This is a genomic window from Alcaligenes sp. LTN-3 (assembly GCF_059735605.1).
Window position 1 is genome coordinate 1,333,946 of sequence record NZ_JCAPDN010000001.1, and the last position, 15,501, is coordinate 1,349,446.

The window sequence follows — 15,501 nt, forward strand, 5'->3', positions numbered from 1 at the left end:
CATGGCTTTCCTTTCTACTCCCAAAACATCAAATCAATCAAAATGAATGCTGCAGCCCAACACCGAGCTGGTGTTTGCGCTGTTTTTCGTCAATAAAGTGGTTGCGCACGCTGTACACGTTGCCCATCGCATACACGTTGGTGCGCTTGGAGAGTTGATAGCGGTAACCTGCTGCAAAACCGCCATTGTTCGAGAGCATGGCGCGCTGATAACTCAGCATGGCCGTCCCTCTTTTTCCAGTAGGAATGGACGCGCCGACCGTAAAGGCGCGATCTTTGTCGCCCCCGGTTTTCACATAGCCAGGCGCAGGGTTCAGGTTAATGTTGCGCTGCTCGTTATAGCCGCTGAACAAACGCACGACGCCAAAGTCATAAGACAAACCAAACTGCAGGTTTTGCGCCTTGCGATTATTACTATCTTTAATAGGATTCAAGCGCTCGTAGGTCAGCGCCGCCTTCAAGGGGCCATTGCTATAGCGCAAGCCAGCGGTCAGAACACGATTGTTGTTGGATGAGCCAAAAGACTGTTCATCAGCAGTGGAAAAGCTATAACCAATACCGGCTTCCAGCCCACCGACAATAGGCGTCTGATACGTCACCGCATTGCTCAAACGACCATCTGCACCGTAGTCGCCGCTTTTATACCCGAAGGTAGAACCGATGCCGTTACCGGACCATGCCACGCCAAACGGGCTGGCAATAAAGGGCGTCCACGAATAACCAAAAACAGTTTGCCGACCAAACTTCAATTCACCAAAATCGCCCTTGATTCCTAAGGTTGCTTGCCGTCCAAAGAGGCGGCCTTGGGTGGAGGTGCCGGTCGTCGTCAACAAGCCGCCTTCCATTTGGAAGGTCACGGAATAACCATTACCCAGGTCTTCACTGCCGCGGATACCAAAGCGCGATTGCCCCGCGATACCACTGGCCATTCCAAATTTCCTGCTGTCGTCCAACCGCTTTTCCAGCAACAGGCCACTGTCCAACAGACCGTATAGTTGCACACGACTTTGCTGTGCCAACGCAACACCAGGCCCGGCACATGCCATAGCCAACACGCCCGCTACAAACCCCACTCGTACCTTATTCATCCCCCGCCCCTTTGTTCCACTAATGAAACGTCGTTTTATATTAGGAACGGAAAGTATAAAATCATTTAAACTTTGAAAGAAATGAGTAGAAACCCTTTAAGCATCAATCACTCCTGGCAGGTATGCCGCTGTCTGTCACAATAACGTCCCCACTCTTATACTTAGCCACATCAACTAAACCGCTGTGACCAATACCGAAGAGAGCTTATGAGTACGACTATGCCGGCACAACAAAACTACACCGTGCCAGGACTGGAGCGTGGCCTGCGTTTGTTATTCGAATTCAATCGGAACGAGCAGACCTTGACGGCACCTGAGTTGGCCAAAAGGCTGAAGCTTCCCCGCACCACGACCTTCAGACTATTAACAACACTGGAAAACCTGGGGTTTGTACAACGTGTGGAAGGTGGCCATACCTATAAGCTGGGCATGGCCATTTTGCGGCTGGGATTTGAGTATTTGGCTTCTCTGGAGCTGACTCAATTAGGGACACCAATCTTAGAGCGCGTACGTGATCAGACCGGGCTATCGTGCAACTTGGCGATTCAAGATGAACACAGTGCCGTCATCATTAGCAAAGTGGCTGCACCCACTCCATTTGTCAGCACCGTACATGTAGGCACCCGTTTACCACTACACGCCACCCTGTTGGGGCGCGTGCTGTTAAGCGATATGAAACCGACCGATTTGCTGCAGCTGTACCCTGAAAATACACTGCCCAGATTTTCTGAGCGCACCCCTACAACCACGGAAATGCTGTACGAACTCATCCGCCAAGATGCCGAACGCGGTTATGGATATGACGAGGGATATTTTGAGCCTGAGGTAGGAAGCGCCGCTGTCCCGATACGCAATAAGCAAGGACATATCGTTGCTGCACTGGGCGTGACGATTCCAGTCAGTTATTTGCGCTCTGGCAAACTGGACACCCCGTCACTAGTTAATACTGTGCGTTGCGCTGCAACAGAACTGTCCCAACTGCTGGGTTATCACAGCAGCGATTCTTCGACTAGATAACCCATGCGTGCAGCCCTAGTGGTCCCATCGATCCTCGCCCTATGTCAGCCCCCGACTCAAGGCGAGGCTGACAGAATGCCATCCTGCCCCCTTTTCTTGAGCCTTATTGCACCACAGATGCATCTGCATGTTGCACTAGCCGCATAGCATGCTCACGCACATCTTCCGGCCAGGCTGCCAGCAGTTGTTTGAATCGCTCCCACTCATCGGCAAACAAGGCTCGCATGGCTTCTTCAAAGCCGGGCAAATCGCCACCGATTGCCGTCATGAAGTTATAGACCCGCTCTTGCGCCTGACGACGCTGATCTTTGGCGGCACTGGCTCGGCGGGCTTGTTCCACCAGTTTGCGTAGGGCAACCGATGCACCTCCAGGCTGGGTTGCCAGCCAATCCCAATGTCGTGGCAACAAGGTCACCTCGCGGGGGACGACGCCCAGCTTGGGGCGACCACGGCTTCGTGGGGCCTCTTCTTTTATCTGCTCAAGCTCAGGTTCAGGGACGTCCACAGACGCATAGCGTTGCGCCAGCTCTTCGTCCGTCCCGTGCGTATTCACATCCACGAAGCGGCCCGTCTCATCGTCAAAGATCAACACGGGATCATTAACCTGGCTTTCCAGCACTTTTTTCACGGCCAGCACATTGACCAGCATGGCACCGTGCGCGATGCGGCGGTGGCCCATAAAGCTGGTGTAAGTATGGGGATAAGTCGTTTTCATAGCAAAACCAATGCGTCAAGTAAGAAGCCTCTATTTTTACCCGGGTATTATTAATCAGTCAATATTATCCGGGTATAAATAAAAAAATAGGCCAATTAGGTCCATTGAAGCCACTGATCCTGGCCAGCAAGCATCTCAAATGATTCCGACCTAAGCCATGACCAAAGAATTGTCTGCGCTCACTGCTTTCCTGGGCCCAGACCCGTCAATGCGATCAAGACCAATAGTCTGCCCACAACTCGGTCCCAGAGACTGGCCGCCTCATCCCCTTATGCAAAGTCTTGAATACACAAAAAACGCCCCCTGGAAACAAATCCAGGGAGCGTTTTATCCGGCCAAATCTGCACGCAAGGTACAGACCTTCTTCGTGCTTAGGACTCCAGCAACGGCCCACTCAATGGCGTCAGGACAGGGAACTGTCCGCGAGTCGCCACATGAGCAGGACGGGGTGTCAGCCCCTGCTTGGGATCGCCCACGCAGTTCTCCATGCTGTTATAGACCGTAAACACATTGGCTCGTGGCCAAGGCGAGATATTGCTGGCCGAGCCATGCAAGGTATTGCAGTCAAAAAAGATCACCGAACCGGCCTTGGCCGTAATGGCCTCAATGCCGCCTTGATCCACCAGCAAACGCAGGCTGATCGGATCGGGCACGCCATACTCCTGCTTGCGCAAGGATTCCTTGTAATGGTTGTCCGGTGTCTGCCCCGTGCACGAGATGAACTGGCGGTGCGAGCCCGGCACCAGCATCAAGGGGCCATTGCACACATTATTGTCCGTCAGCAGCACCGAGCAACTTAATGCGCGCATCTGCGGCATGCCATCTTCGATATGCCAAGTCTCGAAGTCCGAGTGCCAGTAAAACTCCTTGCCGGTAAAGCCCGGTTTCAGGTTGGCACGGGACTGATGCACATACACCTCCGAGCCCAGAATCTGGCGAGCCACATCCAGCACACGTGGATCCCGCACCAGGCGGGCAATCAACTCGCTAAGTTCATGCACCCGGAAGATCGAGCGCACGGCCTGACTGCCTTTTTCCACCACGGCCTCTTCACGGGACAAGATGCCGGGATCCGCACTCATCGCCTCCACATTGCCCAGCAAGGCTTGCACTTCCTGCGCATTGAACAAATCGGGCAGAAGCAAAAAGCCGTTGTCCTCATACTCCCGCAGTTGGGACTTGTTCAAAGGCTGGCTACCTACCGGGTCCGGATACACCACCGGCTCCTGGCGGCTGACGATGGCCGCCGTTCGTTCTGTACGGGATGTGTACAGATCGCTCATGGTCACTGTCATCATGCTCTCCTTAGGTCTTCAGTCTTCCACGATGGCTGGGTAAACCCCTTTCTCATCGTGAACTTCCTGACCGGTCAAGGGCGGATTGAATACGCAGATCACTCGCAGCGGCTCTTTACCACCACGCAGATAGTGTTCGTCGTGCTGGTCCAAAGCGTAGACCACGCCTGGGCCCAACTCGTATTTCTTGCCGTCGGCAACGGTTTCGATTTCACCATCGCCCTCGATGCACCATACCGCTTCCAGGTGATTCTGGTAGTGGATGTGCGTCTCGGTGCCAGGAAAAATAACGGTTTCATGAAAGGAAAAACCCATGCCGTCTTTCTTGAGCAAAACACGGCGGCTGACCCAGGTGTCTGTACGCACCTCGTCGCGGGTTCCAATCACATCCTGTACGTTCTTCACCAACATTAGCGTGCTCCTCCAATCTTCAGAATCTTGGCTTGGCTGCCACGCTTGGACAGGCACTGCGCCACGCTGCGTTCAATAATGTCCAGCCCTTGAGTCAGCTCTTCATTGCTGATCGTCAGCGCAGGCAGCAGCTTCAGAACTTCGTCATGGGCGCCCGACGTTTCAACCACCAAACCCTGCTTGAAAGCCTGTGCGGCAATTTCATTGGCCAGACCGGCACCGGGTGGGGTTACCAGACCTTGGATCAGGCCGCGACCACGTACACTCAAGCCACGATCGGGGTAGCTGTGCACCAGATTTTCCAGCCAATCGCGCACTTGGCGCTCTTTACCCTGGATCTCGGCTTCAAAGTCCTCGTTGGCCCAGTAACTTTCCAGGGCTTGAGCGGCGGTCACGAACGCCAGGTTATTGCCACGGAAGGTACCGTTATGGGCGCTGGGCTTCCACACATCCAGCTCAGGACGCAGCAAGACCAGGGACATGGGCAAGCCAAAGCCGGACAAGGATTTGGACAAGGTAATAATGTCAGGGCTGATACCGGCTTGCTCGAAACTGAAGAAACGGCCAGTACGCCCGCAGCCGACCTGAATGTCATCGACAATCAGCAACATATCGTGCTCGCGGCACAGACGTTGCAGCTCACGCAACCAACGCTGTGTGGCAACGTTCACGCCCCCTTCACCTTGCACGGTTTCCACGATGACCGCGGCAGGATGGTCCAAACCACTGCTGGGATCTTCCAGCAAACGTTCCAGATAAGCCATCGTATTGACGTCCGGGCCCAAGTACCCGTCATAGGGCATGAACGAGGTATTGCCAAGGGCGACACCTGCTGCACTACGAAACTTGGAATTCGCCGTCACTGCCAGGGAACCCGTGCTGACGCCGTGGAAACCGTGCGTAAAGGAAATCACATTCTGGCGCCCCTTGACCTGGCGTGCCAGTTTTAACGCCGCCTCCACGGCATTGGTGCCCGTCGGCCCGGTAAACTGCAAGCGGTAGTTCCACCCGCGTGGTTTGAGCAGAATTTTATCCACCGTTTCAAGAAAATACTTCTTGGCGCTGGTGGCCATGTCCAAACCATGTACCAAGCCGTCGGTGTTCAGGTATTCAATCAGCTTTTCTTTCAGATGGGGGTTGTTGTGCCCGTAGTTGAGCGTACCGGCCCCACTGAAAAAATCGATGTATTGCCGACCTGACTCGTCCTCCAAAACCGAGCCTCGGGCTTTGTTGAAAATGACCGGGAAGGACCGGACGTAGCCCCGTACTTCAGACTCCATCCGGTCGAATATTTTTAAATCAGTCATATTTCCTCTCCTGGTTATAGAACGGCGTGTCTTTTGAGCCGACAAACAACAATCAGCGAACCAGACCGGCTCTACCGTTCTTTTGCGTAAAGTCCCCTTATCCAGAGTCCAAGGGGCCGATTCGTAATAGAGGTTCTGCCTCGTGAGCCTGATCGGCAAACAAGGCGGTATCAAAAAATTCCTGTTCCTGCATGGGCACACCCCAACGCCGTGCCATGGCCGCAAACAAGCCGCGCGACGCCCGGTTCCCGGGGCTGACCGTCGTTTCCAGATAGCGCAGGGAACGACCACGCAAACGCTCTCGTAAGTGCTCCAGCATGGCCTGCCCCAGACGACGCCCGCGGGCGCGCTCATGCACGGCAACTTGCCACACAAAGAGCACATCGGGACGGTCGGGGAGAAAGTAGGCAGAGATGAAACCGTCTATTTGTTCCCCACGCTGCGCGATAACGCAGGTCTGGGAAAAGTGCTCGCTGAGCAGCAAATAGAGATATTCAGAATTCAGATCCAAGGGCGGACTGTCGGCAATCAGTTGATGAATTGCAGCAGCATCGCGCAACTGAGGCGCTCGCAGGATCAGCGCCGGGTCACTGGGGGCAGGATCGGCTGCAGTCACACTGCCAGCCGAGCTGCCCGGACTGGGTCGATCCGTCAAACCACCAACCCGGATTCAGGGGGAACATCCCCTTCCGGGACCTCAAGAATAGGCGAGGCCGTCTCATCGGCCTCCAGCACAACATCCGGGTCAGCGTCGAGCAAGCGCACAATGCGCTCCAGGGACAAGGTCATGGTGGCCTGTTCCAGCTCGGGCAACTCTTTCAAAGCGTCCGACAGCTTCTTTTGCAAAGGGGATGGCGTATCGTGTGCCAAGGTCTTACCCTCTGGTGTCGCACTGACAAAAACAATGCGCCGATCTTCACGACCGCGCTCACGCAGCACCAGTTTCTTGTCTTCCAGACGATCCAGAATACCGACCACGGTGCTGGGGCTGACGTGCATTTCGCGACTGATGGCTGTAGCCGTCAGCGGGCCTTTTTCAATAATGGTGCGCAGGCAGATCAACTGAGGCGCGGTGATATTGCTGTACGCCGACAGCTGCCTGGAATGCAGGGCAATCGAGCGCGTAATCTGGCGCAAAGCCCGCAAAATTCGTAAATCGTAGTGTTGATCTGTGGTCATTTAATTAGCCAAACAAAATAATTCAGCACGATTAATTCGTGTTGAAATGATATGCCTAGAAAAGATCTAAGTCAAACCGATTTACACTCAAAATCATACGGAGCGTAAACACGCAGAGCCGACTTAAAACCCCAAAAAGTAAGTACCCGCCCCCCTATTGAGCGGGCCAGCAAAATGTGGAAAATGCCCTGCCCTATCCCTTTATTCGCCCTGATCGCGCCAAGACGATACACAGCTTACAGTACACTGTCATGCGCCTTTACCGAGGCGGATCGGTCTGTCTTTAAGCAAGGCAGGGGCGCTGCATCAGAATCCTGCTTGCAAACTGCCACAGCCTGATACAGACCCAGCCCATTAACCCATCACCGTCTCGGCCAAGTAAAGCCACGACCTGCCCACGGTGCGCCTGGCAGACAGTAAAACCAGCATGAAGCAATCTGATAAGGCCACCCTGACCGGACTGATCGCCATTGTCCTTTGGAGCACGATAGTCGGTCTGATACGCAGCGTCAGCGACTATCTTGGCGCCACCGGTGGCACTGCTCTGATTTACACCCTGGCTACCGTCTTTCTGCTGTTATCGGTGGGCTGGGTGCGCCTACGAGACTTCCCTCGCCGCTACCTGCTTTGGGGCAGCATCCTGTTTGTCTGTTATGAGCTGTGCCTTGCCCTGTCGATTGGCTATGCTCATAACAGCCAGCAGGCTATTGAAGTGGGGATGGTCAATTATCTGTGGCCCACCTTCACCATCGTGGCCGCTATTTTGTTCAATAAGCAAAAAGCCAACTGGCTGATTGCGCCGGGCCTATTCTTGTCCATGATGGGTATCAGCTGGATTCTGGGCGGTGAACAAGGCTTGAGTCTGCACAACATCTGGCTGAATGTGCAGGACAATCCCTTGAGCTACGGCCTGGCCTTTAGCGGTGCACTGATCTGGGCCGGCTACAGCACCATGACCGCCCGCATCGCCCAGGGAAAAAATGGCATCACCTTGTTTTTCATGCTGACAGCAGCGGCCCTGTGGATGAAATACCTGATCCAAGGCGCGCCTGCCATCACGTTCACAGTGCCCGCTTTACTGTATTTGCTGCTGGCTGCCATTGCGATGGGCTTTGGTTATGCCGCCTGGAACGTGGGCATTTTGCATGGCAATGTCACCATACTGGCCGGCGCCTCTTACTTTATTCCGGTCATTTCAGCCGTCCTGTCCACCTTTTTGCTGCAAGCCCCCTTGACGCTGACTTTCTGGCAAGGCTCGGCCATGGTGTGTTCGGGGGCCCTGTTGTGTTGGTGGGCCATTCGCGTGCGCAAACCCAGGCCGGTGACAGGCACTGTCTGAAAAACCATACTCATTAATCCCAACACCGTTGTGACTGCCGCGCAAAAATCAAAACTAAAAGCAATGTGCTGCGCTGCAATAAAAGCGGCATCAAAAAAGACCGTCCCCGTTAATTCAACTTCGGGCGGTCTTTTTATTGGTTTTGATTAGCCAGCAAATTAAATCAGGCGGTTCCACCCACAGTCAGGTTTTCCATCCGCACGGTAGGAATCCCTACCCCAACCGGAACACTTTGACCTTCTTTACCGCAAGTACCCACTCCTGAATCCAAGTGCATGTCATTACCGATCATACTGATTTGATTCATGGCATCGGGTCCGCTACCAATCAGGGTGGCCCCTTTAACGGGGTACATCAGTTTCCCATTTTCAATCACCCAGGCTTCCGAGGCGGAGAAAACAAACTTACCGCTAGTAATATCAACCTGGCCGCCACCGAAGTCTACGGCATATAAACCTTTTTTAACCGAGGCAATAATTTCCTGAGGATCCTTATCGCCGCCCAACATAAAGGTGTTGGTCATACGCGGCATGGGCAGGCTGGCGTAGGATTCACGGCGGCCATTACCCGTAATGGCCGTCCCCATCAGGCGCGCATTATGGGTATCTTGCAAGTAGCCTTTCAAAATACCGTCTTCAATCAAAACCGTACGTTGCGTGGTATTGCCCTCGTCATCCATATTTAAGGAACCACGGCGGTTTTCCAAGGTGCCATCATCAATGACGGTCACGCCTTTAGAGGCCACGCGCTGGCCAATACGGCCCGAGAACAAGCTGCTGCCTCGCCGGTTGAAATCGCCCTCCAAACCGTGGCCTACCGCTTCGTGCAGCATGACGCCTGGCCAGCCCGGCCCCAGAACCACCGTCATCTGCCCAGCGGGTGCCGGTTTGGCTTGTAGATTGGTCATGGCAGAACGCACAGCCTTGTCCACGTAACTGCGCAGCATATCGTCAGAGAAATAGGACAGGTCAACCCGCCCGCCACCGGCTGCCGAGCCGCGTTCACGACGGCCATTTTGTTCAACAATGACCGACAAGGACAAATGCACCAAGGGACGTACATCGGCTGCCAACCGGCCATCGCTACCAGCGACCAGCACCACATCGTATTCCGCCCCCAGACTGGCCATGACCTGCACCACGCGCGAATCTGCCGCACGCGCCAAAGCATCCAGCCTTCCCAGCAAAGCCACCTTCTCAGGGGCAGGCAAACTGGCGATAGGGTCCGTGCCGGTATACAAGGGGGGGCGCGGTGAATCGGTCGGCACCAAAATGCCGCTTTTACCCGAACCGCCCTGGCGTGCAATCGAACGCACCACACGGGCCGAGGACAGCAACGCCTCGGGACTGAGGGAGTCCGAATAGGCAAACGCGGTTTTCTCGCCGCTTAATGCACGCACACCCACGCCCTGCTCGATTGAAAAGCTGCCGCTTTTGACGATCCCCTCATCCAGCGCCCAGCCTTCGCTACGGGTGTACTGAAAATACAAATCGGCGTAGTCGGCCTGATGGGTGAAGATCTCACCGAGCGCGCCAGACAAATGACTTTCGTCCAGACCCCAGGGGTCAAGCAACAGTCCACGGGCACATTCCAGAGCATTGATAGCCGGATCAACTAACTTCATCGTTTATTCCTACTGACAGATCCCCGGCAAGCCCATGGCTGCAAGGGACGAAAATGGGTACCAATAGACGTGCTGACATCAACTTGGCTTCCGTCCATCTGAGCATTAAAACAGAATGTGCCACCGTATGCGATGCCCACGTACGGATCAGGCCATTTACGCCCCTCCCCCCCCCAAATCAGCCGATTGAAGCAATCGGTTCAAATATTCTACTTACGACATTTTCTGATACGGAATTAAAACTATTTAAAAACCCGTCTAATTAGAAATGAACCCATATGGTTTTGGTATAAACCCATTCGGTTTTATGATAACCCCTGATTAGATTAATTAATCAAGAGCCATAGAATCGTCTAATACCCTTAAATAATTACAAAAACCAAACACCTTTTTGATTAAGGGTTTATTTTTTATCCAAACCACTTATCTTTTCAAGAAAATCAAAGTACACTGCTTTCACATGATAAACATGAGCTTGTGCAGGCAGGGTTTATCAGATAACTACAAACATGAAACAGGAATCCTATATGTCAGTCGAAACTTACAGCTCCGCAAAGCAGAAGATCGAAAAAGAGATTCTGCGTCTGCAAAAGCAGATGAAATCCCTTAGAGTTAAACAGCGTCGTCCTGTCATTGCGTCTATCGTCAAGTCCATGCAAGACAACGAGATCACGATTGAAGAAGTTGCTGAAGCTCTGGAAAACTCTGCCCGTCGCGGCGCTGGCGCTAGCTCCAATGGTCCCAAAACCAGCCTGCCTCCCAAATACCGCCACCCCGGCACCCAAGACACCTGGACGGGCCGTGGTCGTCCACCACGCTGGATCATTGATGCAGAAGCCAATGGCCGCAGCCGTGAAGAGTTTCTTATCAAATAAGCTTGGAAACCAAACAAAAGAAAGGGACCGCTTTTCAAGCGGTCCCTTTCTTATTGATCTAAAACCCCTACATAATATCGGGGTTCTAGCGACTCAATCTCGAGGTAATGGATATCGGATATCAATCACTTGTCCATTATTACCGGGAAAACCATCAAATATGGCCTGGGACAAAAAAGGCATCTGCTGGTCCAGATTGTCAGAATGGCTATACGACACAGCGGTGGCGCGATACACTTCCGCGCCCGAGTTTTGATTATCCGTAATAATTACATTTAGATAATTTTTATACATAGTGACAGGAACATTCACTACATTCGGAGAATAAAAGAAACCGCCGCCCCAGCCATCATTTGGCGCATAATAGCCGCGACCAATTCCCCATGCGGATGGGCCATAAAAGCTATCTGCAAATTGCGGCACCCAGCTTTGCTCCTGCGGATTGCCATAATCCATTTGCACCACGAAACGCGCCGATTTCAGATCAGGGGCTTGCACCAGTCCTGTCACCCCAATAGAAGCCCGCACAGAATCAGCAAAAGACTGGTATTGCAAACTGCCGCTTTTGTCTGGCGAGGACTTGATGTAATACGTATCGCCACTGGTGGTGGTGGGCCATTGCTGATAACGCGTCAATTTGGCAGACCAGCTAGGCGCAGCGCAAGCCGTAGTCAACAACGCGAATGCCAGGCCCATCAGGCGTAGGGCGCGCCAGGAAGCCCCTTCAGAAAATAAGCTCATCGTTTCACCTTTGCTTGTTTTTCGCTTGCACGTTCAAGCCCGATTAATGGCAGCGCCACAGCGCTGGCGAACAATTAGTGTACTGCCTGTTTCTGGCGCTCAGTGTGGGCGTTCAAACAACATTACAATAGACCATCTTTTTCGATTGTCGGACCAGGATCACATGCGCACAGACACCTTACCCACGATCTCCCGCCACGATTACCAACCTTACCCCTATCAAATAGAAAAGGTACGGTTGGAATTTGATTTGGCGGCCGAGCAAACCTTGGTTCGTCTGGCTTTTCGAGCCAGCAGCCGGGATGGCCAGATCCGCCCCCTGGTGCTGGATGGCGAAGACATTGAACTCATTGAAATCAGTCTGAATGGCGTCGCCCTGAACGCCCAGGATTACCAGCTTGATGAGCAGGGCCTGACGCTCTCGCCGGCGGCCACAGAGTTTGACGTGGTACTGGTGAGCCGCTGCCGCCCCCAAGAGAACACCATGCTGATGGGCCTGTATATCTCGGGCCAGAACCTATTTACTCAATGCGAAGCCCAGGGCTTTCGCCGTATCACTTTCTTTCCGGACCGCCCCGATGTGATGTCCCGCTATGAAGTGGTGCTGCGTGGCGATGCCAAGCGCTACCCGTATCTGCTCTCCAATGGCAATTTGCTGGAAAGCACCACACTGGACGATGGCCGTACTCAAGCTATCTGGGAAGACCCCTTTCCAAAACCTTCTTATTTATTTGCGCTGGTGGCCGGCGATTTTGATGTACGCGAGCGTGAAATCAAAAAGGCCAATGGCCAGCCTGCCCTATTGCAGGTTTATTGCGATCGTGGTGACGGCGATAAAACAGAATGGGCCATGCAATGCCTGGAGCATTCAGTACGCTGGGATGAGCAACGCTTCGGCCTGGAACTGGATCTGGACCGCTTCATGATTGTGGCCGCTCGCGACTTCAATATGGGCGCGATGGAAAACAAGGGCCTGAACATTTTTAATTCCGCCTATGTGCTGGCCGATGCACAAAGCACCACCGATGCGTCCTTCAACGCCGTCGAAGCCGTTATTGGTCACGAATATTTCCACAACTGGACGGGCAACCGCGTGACGTGCCGCGACTGGTTCCAGCTCTCCTTGAAAGAAGGCCTGACGGTGTTCCGCGACCAGGAGTTCTCGGCAGACATGTTGGCGCAAGGACTGGACGGCCCTCAAGCTGCCAGCGCTCGTGCCGTCAAACGCATTGATGATGTCAGCGTCTTGCGCGCGGCCCAATTTCCTGAAGATGCCGGCCCGATGGCTCACCCTATCCGTCCCGAGAGCTATCAGGAAATCAGCAACTTTTATACCGCCACGATTTACGAGAAAGGAGCTGAAGTCATTCGCATGCAGCACACCTTGCTGGGCGAAGAAAACTTTCAGGCTGGCATTCGTGAATACTTCAAGCGCCATGACGGCCAAGCGGTCACGTGCGATGATTTCGTGGACAGCATGGACAGCGTGTATCGCCAAGTCAAGCCTGGCCGCAGCCTGGAACAGTTCCGACGCTGGTATCAGCAGGCCGGCACTCCCCGCGTTCAGGTCAGCCTGCAACACGACCCCGCCACCCAGACCGCTACGCTGACCCTGCGCCAAAGCAATGCCCCCGCTGGGATTGAAAACAAATCCACGCCCAAACCCCCTTTGCATATCCCCTTTGCCCTGGGCATGCTGGATCAACAAGGCGCTCCCTTAACCCTGCACCTGGATGATCAGCAAGGCGATACGCTGGTGCTGGATTTCACTGAAGCGGAACAAAGCTGGACCTTCACGCAGATTCCCGACGCTCCGGTTCTGTCCCTGCTGCGCAATTTCTCTGCCCCCGTGCGGGTGGACTACTACCGTCCGGATTCCGAGCTGGCTTTGCTAGCCCGCCACGACACGGATCCATTTGCACGCTGGGAAGCGGCGCAGTTGCTGGCTACCCGTCTGATTTTGTCCTCGGCCTCGGGACGCACTCCTTCGGCCACACAATTGGCGACCGTGGTGCAAACCTGGCATGCGCTGGTACAAGACCCCGCCTTAAGCCCTGCTTACAAGGCCCGTATCCTGTCCCTTCCCAGCGAGCGTGAATTGCTGGAACAGACCCAGCCCATGACCCCGCGTGCCGTTGTTCAAGCCCGCCGTCAACTCCAACGTGAACTGGGTCTGGCCCTGACTCCCTACTGGCAAGAGCTGTACCAGTACCTGAGCCTGGAACAGGCTCCTTACAGCCCAGACGCCTTGCAGGCAGGCCAGCGCTCCTTGCGCAATCTGGCTCTGAATTATCTGCTGGTTGCCGGTGTGAGTACCGGCCCACGGTTGGCACGCAATCAATACGATCAGGCCACCAATATGACTGATCGCATGGGTGCCTTAAGTGCGCTGGTGAACTACGGCGACCAAGAAGATCGCCAAGACGGCCTGGATGACTTTTTCCAGCGCTGGCAAGACAATCCCCTGGTGCTGGACCGCTGGTTCAGCTTGCAGGCCACCGCCCCCAGCACACAAGTTGCCCAAGTGCGCGCCTTGATGCTGCATCCGGCTTTCTCGATGCGCAATCCCAACCGCGCTCGCTCTCTGATTTTCCAGTTTTGCATGAATAATATGCAGGCGGTACACACGCCCGAAGGCTATACCTTCTGGGCTGAGCAAGTCATTGCCCTGGACAAGCTCAACCCGGAAATCTCTGCCCGTCTGGCCCGTGTGTTTGATAACTGGGCCCGCTTTGAACCCGAAGCCCGCGACCTGCTCAAGGCAGCGCTGGAGCGTATTCAGGCCGAACCCGGCCTGTCGGGCAATGTGGCCGAAATCGTACATAAAGCATTAACTCTTTGACCTCGGAGTCTGTCTTGAAGAAAAACCTTACTCAGTATCTGGTGGAGCAACAGCGCCAGAAAAAAACGGTCACCGCCGACGTGCGCCTACTACTGGAGACCGTGGCTCGCGCGTGCAAGGCCATTGGCCATGCCGTCAGCAAAGGGGCGCTGGGCGGCGTTCTGGGTTCTCTGGACTCCGAGAACGTCCAGGGTGAAGTTCAGAAAAAACTGGACGTCCTGTCCAATGAAATTCTGCTGGAAGCCAACGAATGGGGCGGCAATCTGGCTGCCATGGCCTCCGAGGAAATGGACACCCTGCACCGTATCCCCGACTACTACCCCAAGGGCGAAAACCTGCTCTTGTTCGATCCGCTGGATGGCTCATCCAATATTGACGTGAACGTGTCCATTGGCACGATCTTCTCGGTGCTGAGCGTACCGCCTGAAGCGCGTGACCGCGTCATCGAAGAGCAGGACTTCCTGCAGCCCGGCGTGCGCCAGGTTGCGGCCGGTTATGCCATTTACGGCCCACAAACCATGCTGGTACTGACTGTGGGTGACGGCGTGGCCGCGTTCACGCTGGACAAGGAAATGGGCTCCTGGGTATTGACCACTGAGCGAGTCACCATCCCTGAGGACACCGCTGAATTTGCCATCAACATGTCTAATATGCGTCACTGGGAAGCCCCGGTAAAACGCTATATCGACGACTGTCTGGCAGGCCCAGAAGGCCCACTGGGTAAAAGCTACAATATGCGCTGGATCGCCTCCATGGTGGCCGATGTACACCGCATCCTGACCCGTGGCGGTATCTTCATGTATCCCCGTGATGCCCGCGCCTCCGGTCGCAAAGGCAAGCTGCGTTTGATGTACGAAGCCAACCCCATGAGCTTCCTGGTCGAGCAGGCTGGTGGCCTGTCGATTGACGGCACACAGCGCATTCTGGACGTGCAGCCCACAGAACTGCATCAGCGCATTGGCGTGATTCTGGGTTCGCGCAACGAGGTCGAGCGCGTGCGCCAATACCACGAGCAAGGGTGACTTCTATCCGCTGCTCGCCAGCGGACACCGTTGCTTTGCTGAAATGA

At 54.5% G+C, this 15,501-nt stretch carries 14 protein-coding genes; 5 read left to right on the forward strand and 9 right to left on the reverse strand.

The genetic code is table 11. The annotated features are described in order from the left end of the window. Positions 1-37: 37 nt before the first annotated feature. Complete coding sequence (locus AC6I6N_RS06290; protein WP_321278711.1) at positions 38-1,087, reverse strand: porin; 1,050 nt, start codon at positions 1,085-1,087, stop codon at positions 38-40. Between the two features lie 207 nt (positions 1,088-1,294). Here AC6I6N_RS06290 and AC6I6N_RS06295 point away from each other — a divergent pair, with 207 nt between their 5' ends. Continuing rightward, positions 1,295-2,104, forward strand: a complete 810-nt coding sequence (locus AC6I6N_RS06295; RefSeq protein ID WP_321278713.1) for an IclR family transcriptional regulator — start codon at positions 1,295-1,297, stop codon at positions 2,102-2,104. Between the two features lie 103 nt (positions 2,105-2,207). Here AC6I6N_RS06295 and AC6I6N_RS06300 read toward each other — a convergent pair whose 3' ends face one another. From AC6I6N_RS06300 to AC6I6N_RS06325, 6 genes are all read right to left on the reverse strand, one after another. Continuing rightward, positions 2,208-2,819, reverse strand: a complete 612-nt coding sequence (locus tag AC6I6N_RS06300) for a DUF2239 family protein (RefSeq protein ID WP_406612049.1) — start codon at positions 2,817-2,819, stop codon at positions 2,208-2,210. 371 nt (positions 2,820-3,190) lie between these two features. Further along, on the reverse strand, positions 3,191-4,114 hold the full coding sequence (gene thpD / locus AC6I6N_RS06305; RefSeq protein WP_094197230.1) for an ectoine hydroxylase: 924 nt from the start codon (positions 4,112-4,114) through the stop codon (positions 3,191-3,193). An 18-nt stretch (positions 4,115-4,132) separates the two neighbouring features. Then, positions 4,133-4,525: an ectoine synthase gene (locus AC6I6N_RS06310; RefSeq protein WP_094197231.1), complete on the reverse strand. Its 393-nt coding sequence runs from the start codon at positions 4,523-4,525 to the stop codon at positions 4,133-4,135. After that, positions 4,525-5,832, reverse strand: coding sequence for a diaminobutyrate--2-oxoglutarate transaminase (ectB, locus tag AC6I6N_RS06315; protein ID WP_094197232.1), 1,308 nt, complete (start codon positions 5,830-5,832; stop codon positions 4,525-4,527). Before ectB ends, AC6I6N_RS06310 begins: the two co-directional genes overlap by 1 nt. Before the next feature lie 97 nt (positions 5,833-5,929). Next, on the reverse strand, positions 5,930-6,487 hold the full coding sequence (gene ectA / locus AC6I6N_RS06320) for a diaminobutyrate acetyltransferase (protein WP_376913960.1): 558 nt from the start codon (positions 6,485-6,487) through the stop codon (positions 5,930-5,932). Continuing rightward, positions 6,484-7,011, reverse strand: coding sequence for a MarR family winged helix-turn-helix transcriptional regulator (locus AC6I6N_RS06325; RefSeq protein WP_042481944.1), 528 nt, complete (start codon positions 7,009-7,011; stop codon positions 6,484-6,486). Before AC6I6N_RS06325 ends, ectA begins: the two co-directional genes overlap by 4 nt. Before the next feature lie 427 nt (positions 7,012-7,438). On the opposite strand from AC6I6N_RS06325, the gene yddG reads away from it, so the two are divergent. Next, the gene (gene yddG, locus AC6I6N_RS06330; protein ID WP_497943322.1) at positions 7,439-8,350 is read left to right on the forward strand and encodes an aromatic amino acid DMT transporter YddG; all 912 of its coding nucleotides are present in this window, start codon (positions 7,439-7,441) and stop codon (positions 8,348-8,350) included. Between the two features lie 163 nt (positions 8,351-8,513). Here the strand turns inward: yddG and tldD are convergent, their stop codons facing one another. Further along, a complete protein-coding gene (gene tldD / locus AC6I6N_RS06335; protein ID WP_497943323.1) occupies positions 8,514-9,974 on the reverse strand; it encodes a metalloprotease TldD in 1,461 nt (486 codons plus the stop codon). 527 nt (positions 9,975-10,501) lie between these two features. Between tldD and AC6I6N_RS06340 the strand changes: the two genes are divergently transcribed. Beyond that, entirely contained in the window at positions 10,502-10,849 is a 348-nt protein-coding gene (locus AC6I6N_RS06340; protein WP_094197237.1) for an H-NS histone family protein, read from the forward strand. A 93-nt stretch (positions 10,850-10,942) separates the two neighbouring features. On the opposite strand, the gene AC6I6N_RS06345 is transcribed toward AC6I6N_RS06340, so the two are convergent. Further along, positions 10,943-11,590 (reverse strand): DUF4136 domain-containing protein, encoded by a 648-nt coding sequence (locus tag AC6I6N_RS06345; RefSeq protein WP_094197238.1) that lies wholly within the window; start codon positions 11,588-11,590, stop codon positions 10,943-10,945. Positions 11,591-11,753: 163 nt separating this feature from the next. Between AC6I6N_RS06345 and pepN the strand changes: the two genes are divergently transcribed. Both pepN and AC6I6N_RS06355 read left to right on the forward strand, forming a co-directional pair. Next, complete coding sequence (gene pepN, locus AC6I6N_RS06350; RefSeq protein WP_094197239.1) at positions 11,754-14,432, forward strand: aminopeptidase N; 2,679 nt, start codon at positions 11,754-11,756, stop codon at positions 14,430-14,432. Beyond that, entirely contained in the window at positions 14,429-15,454 is a 1,026-nt protein-coding gene (locus tag AC6I6N_RS06355) for a class 1 fructose-bisphosphatase (protein ID WP_094197240.1), read from the forward strand. Before pepN ends, AC6I6N_RS06355 begins: the two co-directional genes overlap by 4 nt. The last annotated feature ends 47 nt before the right edge of the window (positions 15,455-15,501 follow it).